Origin of the sequence: Paramagnetospirillum caucaseum (assembly GCF_000342045.1) — a bacterium.
GTDB classification, from domain to species: Bacteria; Pseudomonadota; Alphaproteobacteria; order Rhodospirillales; family Magnetospirillaceae; genus Phaeospirillum; species Phaeospirillum caucaseum.
Genome location: NZ_AONQ01000004.1, coordinates 86,985 through 105,485, shown reverse-complemented (window position 1 = coordinate 105,485; position 18,501 = coordinate 86,985). Strand labels below are relative to the sequence as shown.

At 68.5% G+C, this 18,501-nt stretch carries 16 protein-coding genes and 1 tRNA gene; 7 read left to right on the top strand and 10 right to left on the bottom strand.

All coding sequences use genetic code 11. From position 1 onward, the window contains the following. Position 1: 1 nt before the first annotated feature. On the bottom strand, positions 2-2,185 hold the full coding sequence (locus H261_RS02890; RefSeq protein WP_235062853.1) for a sensor histidine kinase: 2,184 nt from the start codon (positions 2,183-2,185) through the stop codon (positions 2-4). Between the two features lie 139 nt (positions 2,186-2,324). Between H261_RS02890 and H261_RS02885 the strand changes: the two genes are divergently transcribed. After that, entirely contained in the window at positions 2,325-2,918 is a 594-nt protein-coding gene (locus H261_RS02885) for a glutathione peroxidase (RefSeq protein WP_008614183.1), read from the top strand. Here H261_RS02885 and H261_RS02880 read toward each other — a convergent pair. The 3 genes from H261_RS02880 to H261_RS02870 form a co-directional block, all read right to left on the bottom strand. Then, on the bottom strand, positions 2,908-3,381 hold the full coding sequence (locus H261_RS02880) for a pyrimidine dimer DNA glycosylase/endonuclease V (RefSeq protein WP_008614182.1): 474 nt from the start codon (positions 3,379-3,381) through the stop codon (positions 2,908-2,910). The two genes, H261_RS02885 and H261_RS02880, sit on opposite strands and share 11 nt — an antisense overlap. A 13-nt stretch (positions 3,382-3,394) precedes the next feature. Further along, positions 3,395-3,610, bottom strand: coding sequence for a hypothetical protein (locus H261_RS02875; RefSeq protein ID WP_235062852.1), 216 nt, complete (start codon positions 3,608-3,610; stop codon positions 3,395-3,397). Between the two features lie 137 nt (positions 3,611-3,747). After that, positions 3,748-4,233, bottom strand: a complete 486-nt coding sequence (locus H261_RS02870; protein WP_040475621.1) for a YajQ family cyclic di-GMP-binding protein — start codon at positions 4,231-4,233, stop codon at positions 3,748-3,750. A gap of 142 nt (positions 4,234-4,375) precedes the next feature. Here H261_RS02870 and H261_RS02865 point away from each other — a divergent pair, with 142 nt between their 5' ends. After that, positions 4,376-5,704, top strand: coding sequence for a methyl-accepting chemotaxis protein (locus tag H261_RS02865; RefSeq protein ID WP_152426671.1), 1,329 nt, complete (start codon positions 4,376-4,378; stop codon positions 5,702-5,704). Between the two features lie 48 nt (positions 5,705-5,752). On the opposite strand, the gene H261_RS02860 is transcribed toward H261_RS02865, so the two are convergent. Next, positions 5,753-7,612, bottom strand: coding sequence for a SpoIIE family protein phosphatase (locus H261_RS02860; RefSeq protein ID WP_008614166.1), 1,860 nt, complete (start codon positions 7,610-7,612; stop codon positions 5,753-5,755). Between the two features lie 81 nt (positions 7,613-7,693). Between H261_RS02860 and H261_RS02855 the strand changes: the two genes are divergently transcribed. After that, positions 7,694-7,996 carry an STAS domain-containing protein gene (locus tag H261_RS02855; RefSeq protein ID WP_008614165.1) on the top strand — a complete coding sequence of 101 codons (303 nt, stop codon included), beginning with the start codon at positions 7,694-7,696 and terminating at the stop codon, positions 7,994-7,996. Between the two features lie 5 nt (positions 7,997-8,001). Beyond that, positions 8,002-8,955 carry a glycosyltransferase gene (locus H261_RS02850; protein WP_008614164.1) on the top strand — a complete coding sequence of 318 codons (954 nt, stop codon included), beginning with the start codon at positions 8,002-8,004 and terminating at the stop codon, positions 8,953-8,955. Here the strand turns inward: H261_RS02850 and proS are convergent. Beyond that, positions 8,949-10,451 (bottom strand): proline--tRNA ligase, encoded by a 1,503-nt coding sequence (proS, locus tag H261_RS02845; protein WP_008614163.1) that lies wholly within the window; start codon positions 10,449-10,451, stop codon positions 8,949-8,951. The two genes, H261_RS02850 and proS, sit on opposite strands and share 7 nt — an antisense overlap. A gap of 194 nt (positions 10,452-10,645) precedes the next feature. Here proS and H261_RS02840 point away from each other — a divergent pair, with 194 nt between their 5' ends. Then, positions 10,646-11,125 carry a DoxX family protein gene (locus tag H261_RS02840; RefSeq protein WP_008614162.1) on the top strand — a complete coding sequence of 160 codons (480 nt, stop codon included), beginning with the start codon at positions 10,646-10,648 and terminating at the stop codon, positions 11,123-11,125. 83 nt (positions 11,126-11,208) lie between these two features. Beyond that, positions 11,209-11,285 (top strand) — tRNA-Pro (locus tag H261_RS02835). Between the two features lie 308 nt (positions 11,286-11,593). Here H261_RS02835 and H261_RS02830 read toward each other — a convergent pair. Continuing rightward, positions 11,594-12,652: an alkene reductase gene (locus tag H261_RS02830; RefSeq protein WP_008614161.1), complete on the bottom strand. Its 1,059-nt coding sequence runs from the start codon at positions 12,650-12,652 to the stop codon at positions 11,594-11,596. A gap of 125 nt (positions 12,653-12,777) precedes the next feature. On the opposite strand from H261_RS02830, the gene H261_RS02825 reads away from it, so the two are divergent. Continuing rightward, positions 12,778-13,683 carry a LysR family transcriptional regulator gene (locus tag H261_RS02825; RefSeq protein WP_008614160.1) on the top strand — a complete coding sequence of 302 codons (906 nt, stop codon included), beginning with the start codon at positions 12,778-12,780 and terminating at the stop codon, positions 13,681-13,683. 114 nt (positions 13,684-13,797) lie between these two features. On the opposite strand, the gene H261_RS02820 is transcribed toward H261_RS02825, so the two are convergent. From H261_RS02820 to H261_RS02810, 3 genes are all read right to left on the bottom strand, one after another. Next, a complete protein-coding gene (locus H261_RS02820) occupies positions 13,798-14,865 on the bottom strand; it encodes a hypothetical protein (protein ID WP_152426670.1) in 1,068 nt (355 codons plus the stop codon). Between the two features lie 215 nt (positions 14,866-15,080). Next, on the bottom strand, positions 15,081-15,956 hold the full coding sequence (locus tag H261_RS02815) for a transglutaminase family protein (RefSeq protein ID WP_008614157.1): 876 nt from the start codon (positions 15,954-15,956) through the stop codon (positions 15,081-15,083). Next, complete coding sequence (locus H261_RS02810) at positions 15,953-18,475, bottom strand: circularly permuted type 2 ATP-grasp protein (protein WP_008614143.1); 2,523 nt, start codon at positions 18,473-18,475, stop codon at positions 15,953-15,955. Before H261_RS02810 ends, H261_RS02815 begins: the two co-directional genes overlap by 4 nt. Positions 18,476-18,501 lie beyond the last annotated feature (26 nt).

Genomic DNA, 18,501 nt, shown 5'->3' with positions numbered 1-18,501 from the left:
CTCATCCCGCCGCCGGCAGGGTGAAGTGGAAGGCGGAACCCTCGCCCGGCACCGATTCAACCCAGATGCGCCCGGCATGGCGTTCGACGATCTTCTTGCAGACGGCCAGGCCGATGCCGGTGCCCTCGTAGCGGTCGGCGGTGTGCAGCCGCTGGAAGATGCGGAAGATGCGCTCGAAATACTGAGGTTCGATGCCGATACCGTTGTCGGCCACGGTGAATTGCCACTCGCCCCCCTGGCGACGCCACGACACGCGGATGCGCGACGGGCGATCCGGCGCCCGGTACTTGACGGCATTGCCGATCAGGTTCTGGAACAGCCGGATGATCTGGTCGGGATCGCCCATCACCCAGGGGAGATCGCCGCCGCCGGCCAGTTCGACCGCCGCACCGCTCTCGTCCATGGCCGGCGCCAGATGGCGCAGCGCCTGGGTCAAGGCCGGCTCCACCTCCATGGCGATGATGGGCGAGCCCTTGCGGTCGATGCGCGAGAATTCCAGCAGGTCGAGCACCAGATGGTCCATGCGCCGGGCGCCGTCGCGGGCGAAGGCCAGGAATTCCAGCCCGTCGCCCTCCAGCCTGGAACCGTAGCGCCGTTCCAGCAGGGAGAGATAGCTGGAGATCATGCGCAGGGGCTCGCGCAGGTCGTGGCTGGCCACGTAGGCGAACTGCTCCAATTCGGCGTTGGAGCGCTCCAGCTCCGTCAGATAGGTGGCCACCTTGGCCTCGGCCAGGGTCTGGGCGGTGATGTCGCGGGAATAGACCGCCACCTTGTCGGGACGGCCCTCCGGCCCGGGAACGGGATAGATGGAATTGTCGAGATAAAGCTCGCCGCGCCGGTCCAGGTAGTGGATGGCCAGGCCCGTCTCCACCACGCGGCCCACCGCCGCCTGGCGGGCCTTGGCCACGTCGGGCGGGAACATGTCCCACAGGCAGGAGCCGGTCAGTTCCGACGCCCGCCGGCCGAAGCGCTCCGCCATCACCTCGTTGACCGCCAGCAGGGTTCCGTCCGCCTTGAACAGCATGATGGCGTCGGACGAGGCGTCCAGCATGGCCTGGATCAGCGCCTGATTCTCGCGGATGAACAGTTCGGTGCGCTTGCGCTCCTCGATCAGGCGCACCACCCCCTCGGTCCCCGCCCGCGCGCCGCCGGCATCGTAATAGAAGCGCGACGAGGTCGAGGCCCACAGGGCGCGGCCGTCCTTGTGCCGCAGCTGCAGCTCGTAATCGATGATCGAGCCGCCCGCCGCCTCGAGGGCGGCGACCAGAGCGGCGCGGCTCTCGGGAACCCCGTGGTAGAAGGCGGCATCCCGCCCCAGCACCTCTTCCACCCGATAGCCCAGCAGGTTTTCCACCGAGCGCGAGACCATCAGCAGCCGCCCCTCGCGGTCGGTGCGGTAGAAGATGTCGGGCATGTTGTCGAGAATGGCCCTGAGATCGGCCTCGGAGCGGCGCAGGTCGTCCTGGGTCTGGATCTGGCGGGCGATATGGGTCCCCAGGGCCTCGGCCTGGCGCGAGACCTCCTTGCCCAGCAGGGCGGTCAGGCGGTCGGCGTCGATCAGCAGCAGGGCGATCACCACCGCCACATAGGCCAGCCCCGCCATGGTGTAATAGGCGGCATGGAAGCCTTCCAGGACGATCAGGTCCCGGATGGGGCCGGACGCCGCCACCCCCAGGCCGCGGGCCAGCAGGAGACAGGCCCAGCCGGCCAGGACAGCCTCCAGCAGCAGCATCCCGGTCCCGGTCTCCACCCGGCGGAGGCCGTGGACCATCAGCGCCGCGTGGGCGAACAGCGGCGCGCGGAGCAGCGAGGCCGAGGCGATGCGGCCGCCGATGCTGTCCTCCCCGTACAGGAAGTACAAGGCTCCGGACATGTAGGCGGCGAGAAAGCCCAGATAGACGGCCGGACGGAGCCGCCGCCCGGTCAGCAGCGCGCAGCCGGCATGGATGGCCATGGCCGCCACCGCCAGCAGCAGGTTGCCGCCGACCACCGACAGGACCGGCGTCAGGGTGCCGACATGAAGGACCAGGAGCAGCCCCAGGCCGTAGGACAGCCCCGACAGGCTGAAGCTGCTCCAGCGGCGGTCGCCGTGCCGGGTCAGCCCATAGGCGGCGAAGACGAAGCCGCCGGCCATGGAGGTCATGGCCGCCGTGAACGCCAACGTGCCCACATCCAGTCGAAGCATCAAGCGGCCCCCTATACCTTTCGGTTGGGCGGTCTTCAGATTACGTGGTCCGGCCATTCTCGTCCATAGGTGGCATCCCCATGGGGTCCTTGACCCATGCGGCGGCATCCCCACCTCTCAAGGGGGCAAGGAGGTCCAGATGCATCGTTTCCTTCCCGCCAATCCCCTCGGCGCCGTCCTGGCCTCGATGCTGGCGGCCATCGGCCTGGCCGGCAGCGTCGCCGCCGGACCGGCCGGCGAGCGGCTCGAGTGGTCGTCGCTGCCGCTCCCGGCCATCAGCGGCGGGCGCATCGAGGCCGACACCCTGAAGGGCAAGGTGGTGCTGGTGGTCAACACCGCCTCAAAATGCGGCTTCACCCCGCAATACCAGGGGCTGCAATCCCTGTGGCGCGAGTACCGGGGGCGCGGCCTGTTGATCCTGGGCGTGCCGTCCAACGATTTCGGCTCCCAGGAACCGGGAGCCAACAGCGAGGTGGCCAGCTTCTGCGAGATCAATTTCGGCGTGGACTTTCCGTTGCTGGAAAAGCAGGCGGTGACCGGGACGGACGCCCATCCCTTCTACCGCTGGGCGGCGGAGCGCACCGGGCCGCTGGGCGTGCCGCGCTGGAACTTCCACAAGATCCTGGTGGGCCGCGACGGAAGGATGGTGGACTGGTTCGCCAGCACCACCGCCCCCGATTCCGGCCGCCTGCGCGCCGCCATCGACAAGGCCCTGGCCGAGCCTACATCATGAAATCCGGCGTTTCCCGAAGGCTCCAGGTGGCGGGCCCCTTGCCGGGAAACACCGACTTCTCCGCCCGGTAATAACGCCGGTAGGCCGCCACCGGATCGGGGCCGCGATAGGATTCGGGCATGGCCTGGGGCGGATCGCTCCAGCCCAGGTCGGCAATGGGCGGCACCGGCGGCAGGGCGGCGATCACCTCGGCCGAGGCGTGCACCCGGCCACGCCGGAAGGTGTATTCGGCGCCGAGCGCCAGCCCCAGCCGCCGCACCCACTCCCAATGGGACAGGCTGTCGCCGGTCCACAGCACGCAGGGATGCCGGGCATGGGTCGGGCGGTAGGGAGCGGTGATGCCGTGGCGGTGCAGTACGGCGCAGAGGATCTGCGCCGTTTCCAGCACCATCTTCACCACATGCTGGTCGGAATGCAGACGGGCCGCCGCCACCGGGTCGCGGTCGAGGAAGAAGACGTTCACGGGCCTGGCCGGCTCAGGCCGCCTGGACGAAGATGTCGGGGAAGCGGGCCGCCTCGATCCACTCGCGGCTGACGGTGCCGCCGTTGCGGCCCAGCACGGCGTACCAGACGATATCGTCGGCGACGCGGGTGATCTCGCACAGGGCCTGCTTGTTCTCGCCCACCGCGAGGGCATCCTCGCAGATCAGGCTGGCATGGACGAAACGAAGGCCGAAGGACGGTTTCATCATGGACTCCACACACTCGCCATCCCGGATGATGCAGTGCAGCATAGACCGGATTGTCTTACGGAGTCATTTACGCAGCGGGGGAAACCGCACCCGGGCGCGACATGGCGCCCCGCCCGGGATGCATGGCTGGAAGAAAATCAGTCGCGGAAGTTGATGTATTGCAGCGGCTGATCCACCTCCAGCTTGCGCAACAGGGCGATGGCCTCCTGCAGGTCGTCGCGCTTCTTGCCGGTGACGCGCAGTTCGTCGCCCTGGATGGCGACCTGGACCTTCAGCTTGGCATCCTTGATCTCCTTGACCAGCCGCTTGGCCAACACCGTCTCGATTCCGTCCTTGATGCGGACTTCCTGGCGGACGGTGTTGCCCGAGGCCTTTTCCACGCTCTTGTACTCCAGCGCCTTGGGATCGACCTTGCGCCGGGTGAAGTGGACGCTGAGCAGCTCGTGCATGGTCTTCAGCTTGGAATCGTCGTCGGCCAGGACGGTGATCATCTGGTCCTTGCGCTCCACCGAGCACTTCGAGCCCTTGAAGTCGAACCGCTGGGCGACCTCGCGGGTGATGCCCGCCAGGGCGTTGTCGACCTCGGCAAGGTCGGTCTTGGAAACGACGTCGAAGGAGGGCATGGCGGAACCTCGGCTTTTTTCCGGATTGGCCCGGAGGATACGGAAGGGGGCGCGGCGTTTCAACCCCGGCGCCATCCCATCATCTTGCGACACGGTACAAGACCTTATATTCTCGATGGGAATTTCAAAAAGGGGGACTAGCGTGGCGGATTCCCAGGATATTTCCATGCCCGAGTTCGAGGCCATGGTTGATCGCCTGATCGAGGGCGGCTACCGCTCCCTGCCCGATACCGGCGGTCCGCTGGCCGACAAGCTCAAGACCCTGGCCGGCAAGCTGGAGGACCGCTCCCGCTCGCTGCTGGTGCAGTCGGTGGGCATGTCCATCCACCTGAACGGCACGGTGACCCAGGCGGTGCACACGCTGCGCTCCATCCGCGAGATGAGCCGCCGCATGGCCACCATCTCGGCCTCCACCGAGGAACTGGTCTCCACCGTCCAGGCCATCGCGCGGACCTCGGAACTGGCCGCCGCCAACGCCCGCTCGGTCCAGGACGTCTCGGACGAAGGCGCGCGCAGCACCGAGGCGGTGGTCAGCACCATGCAGAGCATCGTCACCACGGTGAACGACGCCACCGCCCGCGTCTCGCGCCTGACCGAGGCGTCGTCCTCCATCGGAACCAGCGTCAAGCAGATCGAGCAGATCGCCCGGCAGACCAACATCCTGGCGCTGAACGCCACCATCGAGGCGGCCCGGGCCGGCGAGTTCGGCAAGGGCTTCGCCGTGGTGGCCACCGAGGTCAAGAACCTGGCCAACCAGGTCGGCCAGGCCACCCAGGAAATCCGCGCGCGCATCGACATGCTGACCGAGGAAACCGCCGCCATCCTGACCGGCATGGGCAAGGGCGCCGAAACGGTGCGCGAAGGCGAACAGGTGGTGCTGGGCTCGGTGGACAAGATGCGCACCGTCAGCCACGAGATCCGCGACGTCACCACCCTGATGCAGGAAATCTCCGAGCATCTGGCCCAGCAGCGCGAGGCCGCCCAGGAGATCGCCGACAACCTGGAGGCCGCCGCCGCCCGCTCGGTGGACGACACCAAGGCCATCAACACGGTGATCGACATCTCGTCCAAGGCCAGCGGCAATCTGGCCGAGATGCTGAACGAGATGAACCTGGTGGAGATGCGCAACGCGGTGATCCACCTGGCCAAGTCCGACCACATGATCTGGCGCCGCCGCCTGGCCGAGATGCTGGCCGAGAAGACCACCATCAACCCCGACGAGTTGGCCAACCACAAGAGCTGCCGCCTGGGCAAGTGGTACTACTCGGTCACCGACGAGAAGATCAGGAGCCACCCGGCCTTCCGCGCCCTGGAAGCCCCGCACGAGAAGGTCCACCAGCTGGGCATCGAGGCGGCCCGGCGCTTCCGCGACAACGATTTCGACGGCGCCGTCGACGCCGTCGAGGCCATCGAGGACCCGTCGCAGGAAGTACAGGGCCTGCTGGACGAACTGGCCAACGCCTTCAGCTGAGAAAGCGGGCAGGATGCCCTGGAGCGCGGCCGTCCCGGCCGCCCCCCTTCACGGCCGCCGGATGCAGACCAGGGTCAGGTCATCCGGCGGTTCGCCCGGCACCTTTTCCCGGAAGCGGGCCAACACCTCGTCGGCCAGCGAATGGCCGGCCCGGACACCCTGGACCCACTCGCGCAGGCTTTCCTGGTCGCAGGCCAGCGCCCCGTCGTCGCCCAGGCTTTCCACCAGGGCGTCGGAATAGGCCAGCAGCGCCGCGCCGCACGGCAGGCCGATACGGGTCTCCTCGTACTCGGCGTCGGCGAAGGCGCCCAGCGGCGGCCCGTCGGCCTCGAGAAAGCGGGCCGCGCCGCCGCTTACCAGGACCGGCGGCGGCGAGGCGGCTCCGGCATAGGTCAGGGTGCCGGCCTCCACGTCGATCAGGGCGGCGAAGGCCGCCGCGAACTGGCCGGGGCGCAGCACCGCCTTCAGTTCCAGATTGAGATGACCGAGCAGCGCCGAGGGCGACGGCATCTGGCGCGGCAGGCGCGACAGCAGCAGATGCAGGCGGAAGACGTTGAAGGCCGCCACCGGGCCGTGGCCGGTGAAGTCGGCCACCAGCAGGGTCATCTGGTTCGGCCCGGCGGGCAGCACCGTCCAGAAATCGCCGCCCAGCTCGGACGAGCTTTCGATGCGGCCGTCCACCACCAGCCCCAGCCGGCCGCGGATGGCCGACAGCTCCGCCGAGGTCGGCATCAGGGCGGCCTGCGCCGCGCGGGCGGCCCGCAACTCCTCGTGGACCCGCTCGCGATAGGCCTTCAGGCCGTCCATGGCCTGGCCGAGGCGCAGGTGCACCCCCACCCGCGCCGCCACCTCGTGGGCGTCGATGGGCTTGGTGACCATGTCGCTGCCCCCGGCCTGGAAGCAGGCGGTGCGGTCGGCAGGGCCGTCCAGGGCGGTGACGAAGATCACCGGCAACTCGGTCAGCGGATGCCGCCGCCGCAGTTGGCGGCACATCTCGAAGCCGTCCATGCCGGGCATCATCACGTCGAGCAGGATCAGGTCGGGCTTCTCGCGCGCGATGGCGGCCAACCCCTTCTCACCCGATTCCACCGTTTCCACCCGGCCGACCCCCATGCGGAGCAGCAGGGTCTCCATCAGCACCCGGTTCATCAGGTTGTCGTCCACCACCAGCACCCGCACGCTCTCCAGGCCCGGCGGCTCGGGCCGCAGTTGGCGGGTGGGGATGACCAGGGTGGCGACGGTCCGCCGCCCCCCCTCCTCGATCCGCAGGTCAGAGACCATGGATTCCAGCAGGGCCAGGCCATGGGGGCGGCGGGAATTGGCATGGGAATCGGGATGGTCGAAGCCCGGCCCGTCATCCTCCACCGCCAGTTCCAGGCGGTCACCGACCAGCGAAGCGGACAGCTGAACCCGCCGCCCGGCGCGCTCGGAATCGGCCAGCGCCGCCTCGATGCGCTCGCCGAAGCCGTCCAGCCCGCCGCCGCCGTCGCTGTCGATGCCGCCGACCATCAGATTGCCGTGCAGCAGCGCGTTGGTGACCATTTCCTGGATGATGAACTCCAGCGCGCCGCCTTCGGGCTCGGCCAGACGCCGGCCGACGGCCTGGGCGAAGGGAAGGGCGACATCGCCGCCATAGGCGGTGTCGGAGCGCAGCGACAGGCCCAGCCCGCCTTCGGCCAGATGGCGGCGGAAGCACGAGCCCACCGGATGCAGCCCGGTGCCGCCCACCTCGATGCCGCCGGCCCAGGGCGGCGACAGGCAGCCGGCCAGGTCGCCGGCCGGAAAGCGCTCGCGCACCATCACCGCGCCGTGGCCATCCCCGGGCTCCGCCGCCACCGGCCAGCCCAGCAGGCGGAGATGCTCCTCGGCCTGGGGCGAGATACCATCCATGACGGCGACGATGGTCATTGTTCCTTGCTCCGGCGAGAATTTAAGGCAAATCTAACGTATGGGAATGCCCGCAAGGGCTGACGGAGTAACGGGGGCATTATGGAGCATGAATTCGAATCCCGCGACGGCGGCCTGACCATCAAGGTCAGCGGCCGCATGACCCACAAGGATCACAAGGCGTTCCGCGACATCCTGTCCCATATCGGCAATGCCGGGACCGCCAGGGTGCGCTTCGACCTGTCGCGGGTGGAGTTCATGGATTCCTCGGCGCTGGGCATGCTGCTGATCGTGCGCGACGCCGCCGTCCAGCAGAGCCGCGACGTGATCCTGAAGGGCGCCACCGGCCAGGTGGAGAACCTGATGAAGGTGGCCAAGCTGCACAAGTACTTCACGGTCGAATAAGCCCCATGAGCCGCATCATCTATCTGTGCCCGTTTCCCGCCGATGTGATCACCGGCGGGGTGAAGACGGCCTACCGCCACGTGGAACTGCTGGTGGAGATGGGGTACGACGCCTGGGTCTGGCAGCCCGCGGGGCATCCGTTCTGGTTCAGGTCAGAGGGTCGGCTGATCGACGGCTTTTCCGAGGAGACGCTGCGCCCCGACGACGTGCTGGTGTTTCCCGAGGTCATCGGCTTCCCGGAATTCGCGCCGCTGCTCCACACCCGCCGCCCCTGCACCAAGCTGCTGTTCTGCCAGAACCAGTACTACGTCTTCAACGACCTGATCCCCAAGACCACCTATGCCCAGTTGGGCTTCCGCGACGTGTTCTGCTCGTGCGGGCCGATCAAGCGCATGCTGGAAAGCGTGCTGGGCCTCAAGGACGTGGCGCTGATCCCCTACGACATCGACCGCGAGAGATTCCGGCCGCGCGCCAAACGGCTGCAGATCGCCGCCATCCCGCGCAAGATGCCCCGCCACGCCTCGATGATCGCCTTCATGTTCAAGGCCAAGTACCCCGATACCCGCCACGTGCCGTTCGTGGTGATCGAGAACTTCACCGAGGACCAGTTGGCCGAGACCCTGGGGGCCTCGGACATCTTGCTGTCGCTCAGCCATTTCGAGGGGCTGGGTCTCATCCCCATCGAGGCCATGGCCTCGGGCTGCCTGGTCGCCGGCTACCACGGCCATGGCGGGCTGGAATACGCCCGGCCGGAGAACGGGTTCTGGTTCGGCGCCGACGAGCACGAGAGCGTGGCCGACGCCCTGCACGCCCTGGTCAAGGGCATCGGGGCCGGCGAGGCATGGATCGATGCCATGCGGGAGGAAGGGCAGAAGGTGGCCGACCGCTACAACCTGCCGGCCACCCGCCAGGCCCTGGCCGCCTATTACGGCTGCCTGGGCCTTCATCCGGGTCAGTAGGACTTCGCGAAGATCACCTCTTGCGTCGCCGGGCGGCCGCTCAGCACGCATTTGCCCGGCGCGCCGTCCTGGTCGAACGGCACGTTGCGCACGGTGACGCTCCACTCGTCCAGCTTGGCCAGGGTGTCGGCGTCGCCGCACCACTTGGCGCGCACGAACTTGCGGCCGAAGGTGGTGTCGTCGGCGAACACCGAGATGAAGTCGTCCAGGCTGTCCACCGTAACGGTGCGGTCCCTCAGGGCGGTGGCCGCCTGGGTGAACAGGCTGTTCTGGATGTCCTCCAGGACGGAAGCCGCGCGGGCGACGAACTCGTCCCGGGGAGTGATCTGGCCCTTCAGTTCGCCGTCGCGGCGGATCACGGCGAGCGAACCGCCGGCCACGTCGCGCGGCCCGACCTCGCAGATGATGGGGGCGCCCTTCTTCACCCATTCCCAGCGCTTTTCCGGCGGCGCGATGGGGCGGCGGTCCACATGCACCCGCAGGCGCTCGCCGCCGAAGCTCTGGGCCGACAGTTCCTTGACGATGGGGGCCAGGAAGTCCTCGATCAGCGCCTCGTCGCCGTCAGCCCGGGTGATGGGCACGAAGACGATCTGCTTGGGCGCGATGCGCGGCGGGACACGCAGGCCGTTGTCGTCGGCGTGGCTCATGATCACGCCGCCGATCAGGCGGGTGGAGACGCCCCACGAGGTGGTGTAGCAGAATTCCTCGCCGCCCTGGGCGGTCTGGTAGCGGATGTTCTGCGCCTTGGAGAAATGCTGGCCGAGGAAGTGCGAGGTGCCGGCCTGCAGCGCCTTGCCGTCCTGCATCATGGCCTCGATGGAATAGGTGCGGTCGGCGCCGGGGAAACGCTCGTGCGCCGGCTTCTCGCCGACGATCACCGGCATGGCCAGCACCTCCTCGGACATGGCGCGGTAGACGTCGAGCATGCGCAGCGTCTCTTCCATGGCCTCTTCCGCCGTGGCATGGGCGGTGTGGCCCTCCTGCCAGAGGAATTCGGCGGTGCGCAGGAAGATGCGCGGCCGCATCTCCCAGCGGACCACGTTGGCCCACTGGTTCACCAGCATGGGCAGGTCGCGGTAGGACTGGATCCAGCGGGCGAAGGCGTCGCCGATGATGGTCTCGGAGGTGGGGCGCACCACCAGGGGCTCCTCCAGCTTGCCCGATGGCACCAGCTTGCCGTTCTCTGCCACTAGGCGGTGATGGGTGACCACCGCCATCTCCTTGGCGAAGCCCTCCACGTGGGCGGCCTCCTTCTCCAGGAACGACAGCGGGATGAACAGCGGGAAATAGCAGTTCTCGTGCCCGGTCTCCTTGATGCGGCGGTCAAGGTCGCGCTGGATGGATTCCCAGATGCCGTAGCCCCAGGGCTTGATGACCATGCAGCCGCGGACCGGCGAATTCTCCGCCATGTCGGAGGCCTTGATCACCTGCTGGTACCATTCGGGGAAGTTCTCCTCGCGGGTGGGAGTGACAGCGGTCTTCTTGGCCTTGGACATGGGTTTGATCCACCGGAAAATGTGAGCACGCTTCCCGATATCCCATCCGGGCGGCTTTTTCCAGCCGGAAGCGGTATCCCTATCTGTCGTTTCGCATGGCGAAACAGCCATGTGAATAATCAGGCGATTGTTGCCATCAAAGCGGCGGGCGTAGAGTCGGCCCCAGATCAAGCCCTTCACCGACGAGGTCCGCCATGTCCACCCTCTCCCTTTCTTCCGCTTCTTCCGCCAAGCCCCTGCTTCCCGCCGTCGCCCCCATCACCGCGGCGCTGTCGCCCCTGGCCGAGCCCATGGTGCGGGTCACCGCCGGCCTGCTGCTGGTGCCCCATGGCGCCCAGAAGCTGTTCGGCTGGTTCGGCGGCTACGGCCTGGAGGCCACCGGCCAGTTCTTCGCCGCCAAGCTGGGCCTGCCGGCCGGGTTGGCCCTGCTGGCCGGCCTGATCGAGTTCGCCGGCGGCCTGATGCTGGCCGCCGGCCTGCTCACCCGCCCCGTCGCCGCCCTGGTGGCCGGCCTGATGGCGGCGGCGGTGTTCGGCGTCCATCTGGGCAAGGGCTTCTTCTGGACCAGCGGCGGCTACGAATACCCGCTGATGTGGGGCATCGTCGCCGTGGCCTTCGTCATCCGGGGCGGCGGCCGCTTCTCGGCGGACGCCCTGATCGGCCGGGAAATCTGATTGTTTTCCAGCACCTCGCGGCGGCGCAAAATCCCTTTGCGCCGCCGCAACGTTGGCGCTATAAGAGGCGCCTCGCAGGCGACCGGAGTGTAGCTCAGCCTGGTAGAGCACTGTCTTCGGGAGGCAGGGGCCGGAGGTTCGAATCCTCTCACTCCGACCATCGACAAGCCGCAGAACTCTGCGGCTTGTCGATGGGTCCGCGAAGCAAACCCAGACCAGACATTGAATTTGCGGGATACTGAGCCGTTAGGCGCTGTCCCGGCACGTTCCTCAATGGCGACCATCGCCAAACGCTTCAACCGCAACGGCTTCCCCCCCAATCCAAGACCTTTGACCGCAAGGCCGATGCCGATGCACGCCTGGACTCGCGCCCGCATATCGCTGATGCGGCAGGAGAAGGCTTTGAGGTTACGATGGAAAATGAGCCGACCGCCTGCGTAAACGTCGCAGGCGGTCATCCCACGTTCCTCAGATCGCAGCCGGGTAATCGATGTAGCCCGTCGGTCCCGGCGCGTAGAAGGTCGCCTTGTCCGGCTCGGCCAGGGGCAACCCTTCCGCCAACCGCCTGGGCAGGTCGGGGTTGGCGATGAAGGCGGCGCCGAAGACGATGGCGTCGGCGCCGCCCTGGGCCAGGGCGGCTTCGGCGGTTTCTCCGGTAAAGCCGCCGCCGGCCAGATAGGCCCCCCGGAACAGGGGGCGCAGCAGGCCGTGATAGTCGGTGGGGGTGCCGAACAGCGCCACGTGCAGATAGGCGAGGTTCAGGGGCGCGATACGCTCGACCAGGTGACTGTAGGTCTCCTGCGGGGTCTCGTCCGCCACGTCGTTGAAGTTCATCTCCGGCGAGACCTTGATACCGACGCGGCCGGGACCGGCCACCGCAGCCATGGCCTGCAACGCCTCGACCACGAAGCGGGCGCGGTTGGCGATGGACCCGCCATAGCCGTCGGTGCGCCGGTTGCTCTTGGACGACAGGAACTGTTCCGGCAGGTATCCCGAGGCCGCGTGCAGTTCGACGCCGTCGAATCCGGCCTCCAGGGCGCGGCGGGTCGCCTGGCGGTATTCGTCGATCACACCGGCCACTTCCGAAGTCTCCAGGGCACGCGGCGTGACCATGGGCGTCATGCCCTGGTCGGTATAGGCCTGCCCCTCGGCGCGGATGGCCGAGGGCGCCACGGGCAGCATGCCGCCCGGCAGGAAGGCGGGAACAGCGACCCGGCCGGTATGCATCAGCTGGGCGAAGATGCGCCCGCCATTGGCATGCACCGCCTGGGTGACCTTGCTCCAGGCCGCCACCTGGGCGTCGGTGTGAAGGCCCGGGGTGCGGACATAGCCCTTGCCCATGGCCGAGGGGTAGATGCCCTCGGAAATGATCAGGCCGGCCCCGGCGCGCTGGCCGTAATAGGTGGCGGCGATGTCGGGCTGCACGCCGTCGTCGTCGGCGCGCGAACGGGTCATGGGGGCCATGGCGATGCGGTTCGGCAGGGTAAGGTCGCCCAGGCGCAGGGGCTGGAAGAGATCCTTGGTCATGGTGGTTGCTCCGTGTTCGCGATGCCCCAGGGGACCTCAGGGCTTGCAGGCACAGTAGCGTCGTTCCAAAATTCGTACTATTCAGCTAATATTGGCAAATCTGTTAGCAAATATGGAACGATAGCGTGGAACTGGCCGCCATCCGCATCTTCGTCAAGGTCGCCGAGTTCAAGGGCGTCTCGGCGGCGGCACGCGCCTTGTCGCTGCCCAAATCCACGGTCAGCCGGACCCTGTCGCAACTGGAGGAACGGCTGGGACTGCGTCTGGTCCATCGCACCACGCGCGGGCTGTCGCTGACCGGCGAGGGTCAGACCTTCCTGCGCCACGCCCAGCGCATCGTCACCGACGTGGAGGAAGCGGAACAGGAGCTGGCCGCCTTCCACGGCCAGCCGCGCGGGGTGCTGCGGATGACCGCGCCCTACACCCTGGGCATGCTGTTCCTGGGACCGGCCCTGCCCCGCTTCCTGAGCCGTCACCCCGAGGTGCAGGTGGTGCTGGACCTCACCGGCCGCATGGTGGACCTGGTGGAAGAGGGGTTCGACCTGGCCCTGCGGGTGGGGCCGCTGGTTCCGTCGAGCCTGATGGTTCGCCAGCTCGGCAGCAACCGCCCCTGGCTGTGCGCCAGCCCGGCTTATCTGAAGGGGGGTATGCCGCCGGCCCACCCCCGCGAGTTACCGGGCTACGACATGCTGGAACTGACCGCCGCCGTGGGGGCGGTGACCCGCCGGCTGAGCGGTCCCGAGGGCGACATGTCGGTCACCCTCCATCCCCGCCTTGCGGTCAACGATCCCGGCGTGCTGCGGGATTCCGTGCTGGCCGGAATGGGGCTGTCCTGGCTGCCGCCGCTGCTGGTGGCCGAGGATGTGCGGCAGGGACGCTTGGTCCGGTTGCTTCCCGAATGGGCGCCGCCGGTCACCGAGTACCACGCGCTGTTTCCCAGCAGCCGGGGCTTGAGCCCCAAGGTCCGGGCGTTCCTCGACTTCCTGGTGGAAGAGATCGCCGAGCCTTTGCGCCGAGCGGCGGGAACCTGAGACGGGGTGATATCAGGTTCCGATGGGCTGGACTCATCGGAACCTGGTCAGGCGCAAGGCGCCGCCCGCCATCTGAGGGCGGTCCCGGGGATCGGTTGCGATCACCGGGATATGCTATGAGCCCACGAGGGAGGAGGGCCGGAACAGCCGCTTGATCAGGCGGACCATGCCGCGCAGGGCGATCAGCCCGGCCACCAGCCAGCACAGAGCCCCGAAGCACAGCCCCAGAAGCGCCCAGACCAGACGCACGGCCAGGGCGACCAGATCGAAGGCTTTGGCTCCCAACACCTTCAGCACCGCGCCGGTGCGCTTGCCGAAGACCGAGGCAAGCTTTTCCGCCGTCTTCACATCGTCCAGGGTGCGGGCGGTCCTGGCGACCATCACCGCATCGCCCAGGGCTCCCTTCTCGGCGATGCGGGCCAAGGAGGTTCCCGCCTCGGTCAGCGGGGCGAGACGCCGCAGATCGACGGATTCGCCCATGGCGCGGCGCAGGCGGGGAACATCGGCCAGATCGGCGGGCGCCAATGCCTTGAGCGGTCCAGGACGGATCGCCGAGGACAGAACCCCACCCACCTCGTCCAGCAGGCGGCGGGCGATCAACCGGCTTTTCGCCCCCACCTTCAGCACGGCGGTTCCGCCTTTGGCGCCCAGGGAAGCGCCGCCGGTGGCGGGGGCCGCCACCTCCAGCACCAGCCCCGCGGCAGCAAGGCCGAGGATCAGGGAGTCAGGCTCCTCCCCCCGCAACGGCTTGCTCAGTTCGACGGTGGCGTCCCTGACGTCGCCCAGCAGGGTCATGTCGGCGACCACCGAGCAGGCGATCCCCGCGACACCGGCGGCCCGGCCAAGCACCGCCCCCTTGCCGCAATCGGCGGCCTTGCGGGCGGCCTGCTTCCATGGGGCCATCTCTGCCGCCAGACGATCGGCGATGGGTTTGGGAACGCCGATACCGGCCAGTTCCGCCGCCTCAGCCAGCAACTCGGCTCCGTCCGCATCCCCGGCATCCAGCGCCTGGGCGATCATGGCGGGAGTCAGTTCGGCCCGGAGGGCAGCGATGATTTCGCGGTGAATGTCTTCCTCCGGGCGCGGCCAGGCGAGAAGCAGCGCAACGCCCCCAAGCACGGCGCAGACCAGCGCGGCCCTCCATCCCAGTTTACGGCGCCGGGAGGGGACGGGTCCGGTCATAGCTCGCCCCGGAAGGTCCGCAGGGCGAGGGAGGCGAGGAGGGCATTCGATTCAATTAGGGCTTCGTTAGAACGCCCGACAGATTGCCGAACCGACGAAGCGGTGCGTTTTAACCGGTTTTGCGCTTCTCGTGACGGAACCATGATTTGGGTGTTCTCAATCGCCGCCTGATTCACCTTGAATGGCCGAAGCCGCCGAGTCCGGAACCCGCCGGATCACATCTCCAGCACGTCGACGGCGACCAGCACCTGATGCTCGCCGCCGCCCAGCACCACGCCACGCACCGGGGTGACGTCGTCGTAGTCGCGGCCCCAGGCCACCACGATGTGGTCCTGGCCGGCGGCCATGTCGTTGGTGGGGTCGAGGTCGAGCCAGCCCCAGCCTGGCTGGTAGACCGACAGCCAGGCGTGCGACGCGTCGGCGCCCACCAGCTTTTCCTTGCCCGGCGGCGGCTTGGTGCGGATATAGCCGCTGACATAGCGGGCCGCCAGCCCCATGGCGCGCAGGCAGGCGATGCCCACATGGGCGAAGTCCTGGCAGACGCCGCGGCGCTGCTGGAACACGCTGGCCAGGGGCGTGCCGACGGTGGTGGCCTCGGGGTCGAAGGTAAAGTCGGCATGGATGCGACGGTTCAAGTCCATCACCGCCTCGTTCAGCGGGCGGCCGGCGGGAAAGCTGGGCAGGGCGTAGCGCTCGGCCTCGGGCAAAGACGGCACCTGGGACGAGGCGAAGACGAAATCCATCACCGCCTCGTCGATACCGCGCGCCCCCGACCAGGTGTTGAGCCGCACCGAATCCCAAGCCGGCACCGCCACCTGGGGCAGCAGCGGCTGGCCGGCGGTCTCCACCATGAACGAGGCGTCGATCACCAGGGTGGAATGGGGGCTCTGGATGGTGAAGAAGGTGATGGGATTGCCGAAATAGTCGCTGCCGCCCTCGTGCAGCACCTCCGGCGTCGGGCGGATGGCCACCTTGACCTGCTCGACAATCTGGCCGTCCACGGTGCGCGGCCGCAGATGGGCGGCATGGTGGGAGAGCTGCACCGGCTCGGTGTACTTGTAGGTGGTGGTGTGGCGGACCCTGAACTTCACGCCGGTTCCTCCATGGGCGCGGTGGGCAGCCGCCACTGGGCATGGATGAAATAGGCGCGGCTGATCTGCTCGGACAGTTCCCACAGGCGCGAGCGCAGGATGTCCAGCAGGCGCAGGGCGTCGTGATAGCCGCCGTCGCGGTCGTAGCGCGAGATCACCATGACGTCGGTGGTGCGGATGGTGCCGCACAGCACGGTCATCAGCTTCTGCTCCGGCTTGTAGAAGCCCGAATGCTCGCCCATGGTGGCCAGCCGGTTCATGTGGCCCTCCAGGCGGGCCAGTTGGAAGCCCAGCGAGCGGGGATTGGCCTCGTCGCACAGCAGCAGGTCGAGAACCCCGGCCAGACGGGGGGTGGAAAGATAGCGCGAGCGATAGGTCATCACGCTGTCCCAGGTCTCCAGCAGCAGCTCCAGCGGCACCATTGCCTCGCCCTCCACGTCGGACAGGGCGCCGCTGATCATCTCGACCATGGCGATGGCCCGCTCGGCGCGGCGGCCCGAATCGAGGAACAGCCATTGCGGCCCGCGGGTCATGTTCTCCATGGCCAGGCCGCTGACCGCCTGCATGGTCAGCACCATGGCGTTGAGGCGGCCCAGCACGTCGCCCCCCCCGGTCTCGGCGGCCAGCAGGCCGATCTCGTCCCGCAGCAGGTGCAGGGCGCGCCAGGTGTCGTTGGACAGGCGATCGCGCAGATGGACGACGATGCGCAGCAAACGCTCGACACAGCCGGCCAGCCCGGCGCCCTCGGCGGCCAGGTGATGGGCCACCAGCCGGTCGGCCAGCCCCTCCACCGGCTCGTCGCCGGTCTCTTCCGGGACCGGCAGGCCGAGGGCGGCCATGGTGCGGATCATGGCCAGGGCCTGGACGGAATCGCCCTCGGCCAGGGAATCCTCGATGCGGACCAGGGCGGCGCGCAGCAGCCGCGTGGTCGCCTCGCAACGCTCGAGATAACGGCCCAGCCAGAACATGTTGTCGGCCACCCGCGACGGCAGGTCGCGGTTCTCGCGGGTCAGGCGCACCGGCGGCGCCTGCGGGCGGGGCGCGGTGACCGTCAGCTTCTGCGGCGGCGAGGCGATCCACACGTCCTTGCTGCCGCCGCCGCCGGTCTGCAGCCGCGATGCCAGCAGGTCGCGCTCGGACGACAGCCGGGCCAGCCCGCCCGGCATGGCCTGCCAGCCCTTTTCCGTCCGCACCGCGAAGACCCTGAGCACGCAATGACGGGGTTCCAGTTGGCCCTCGGCCCATACCGGCAGGGTCGAGGTGGCCTTGACCTCCTGGCCGACCCAGTCCCAGGGGCGGGCGGCGATGGCGGCGCGCAGCTCGGCGGCCTGGACCCCGGACAGGGCGGCGCCGATCACCGGCTGGTCGCGGCGCCCGAAGGCCGGGCGGATCACCAGCCGCTCCAGGTTGCGCAGAACATGCTCCAGGGCGGCGGGCTCGCCGCACCACCAGCTGGGCACCGAGGGCAGCAGCAGGGATTCGTCCCGCAGCGACCGGGCCAGGGCCGGCATGAAGCCCAGCAATGAGGCGCCGTCCAGCAGGCCGCTGCCGATGGCGTTGAACAGGGCGACGTTGCCGCGCCGCGCCGATTGCAGCAGCCCAGCCACGCCCAGTTGGGAATCGCCGCGCAATTCCAGCGGATCGCACCAGGTGCCGCCGGTGCGGCGCAAGATGACGTCCACCTGCTGCAGCCCGGTCAGCGCCTTCAGATAGACGGTGTTGTCGCGCACCGTCAGATCCTCGCCCTGCACCAGGGTGATGCCCAGCTGACGGGCCAGGAAGGCATGCTCGAAATAGGTGGCGTTGTAGGGGCCGGGGGTCAGCAGCACCATGCGCGGATCGTCGCGGTGGCGCACCGACAGACCCTGCAGGGTGCGGCGCAGCGCCTCGAAGAACGGCCACAGCCGCTCCACCTGCAGGGCGCGATGGAATTCCGACAGCACGCGACTGACGATGGAGCGGTTCTCCAGGGCGTAGCCGGCGCCCGACGGGCTTTCGGTGCGGTCGCTCAACACCCGCCACTGGCCGTCGGGGCCGCGCACCAGATCGGCGGCGTAATGCTGCAGCCAGTGGCCGCCCGCCGGAATCCAGCCGTGGCAGGGCCGCAGGAAGGCGGGATTGGCGTGCAGGGCCGAGGGCGGGATGACGCCGCGCCCCATCAGCGAGCGCTCGCCATAGAGATCGGCCAGCACCGCATCCAGCAGGGCGGCCCGCTGCTCGATGCCCCGGGCCAGTCCGGCCCATTCCTCCGCCGACAGGATCAGCGGCAGGGGGTCGAGCCGCCACGGGCGGTCCAGGCCAGCCGGGTCGCCATAGACGTTGTAGGTGACGCCGTTGTCGCGGATCAGCCGCTGGCCCAGATCCCAGCGCCGGGTCAGCTCGTCGAGGCCCAGGCGGTTCATGCCCTCGATGAAGCCCTGCCAATGGGGGCGAACGCCCACCCCCGGCGCCATCACCTCGTCATGGGCTCCGGGCGGCGGACGGTAGACGGCATCGAAGGTCCAGGCGGGCCCTTCCACGCGGGAGCGCAGGCGACGCGGAATTT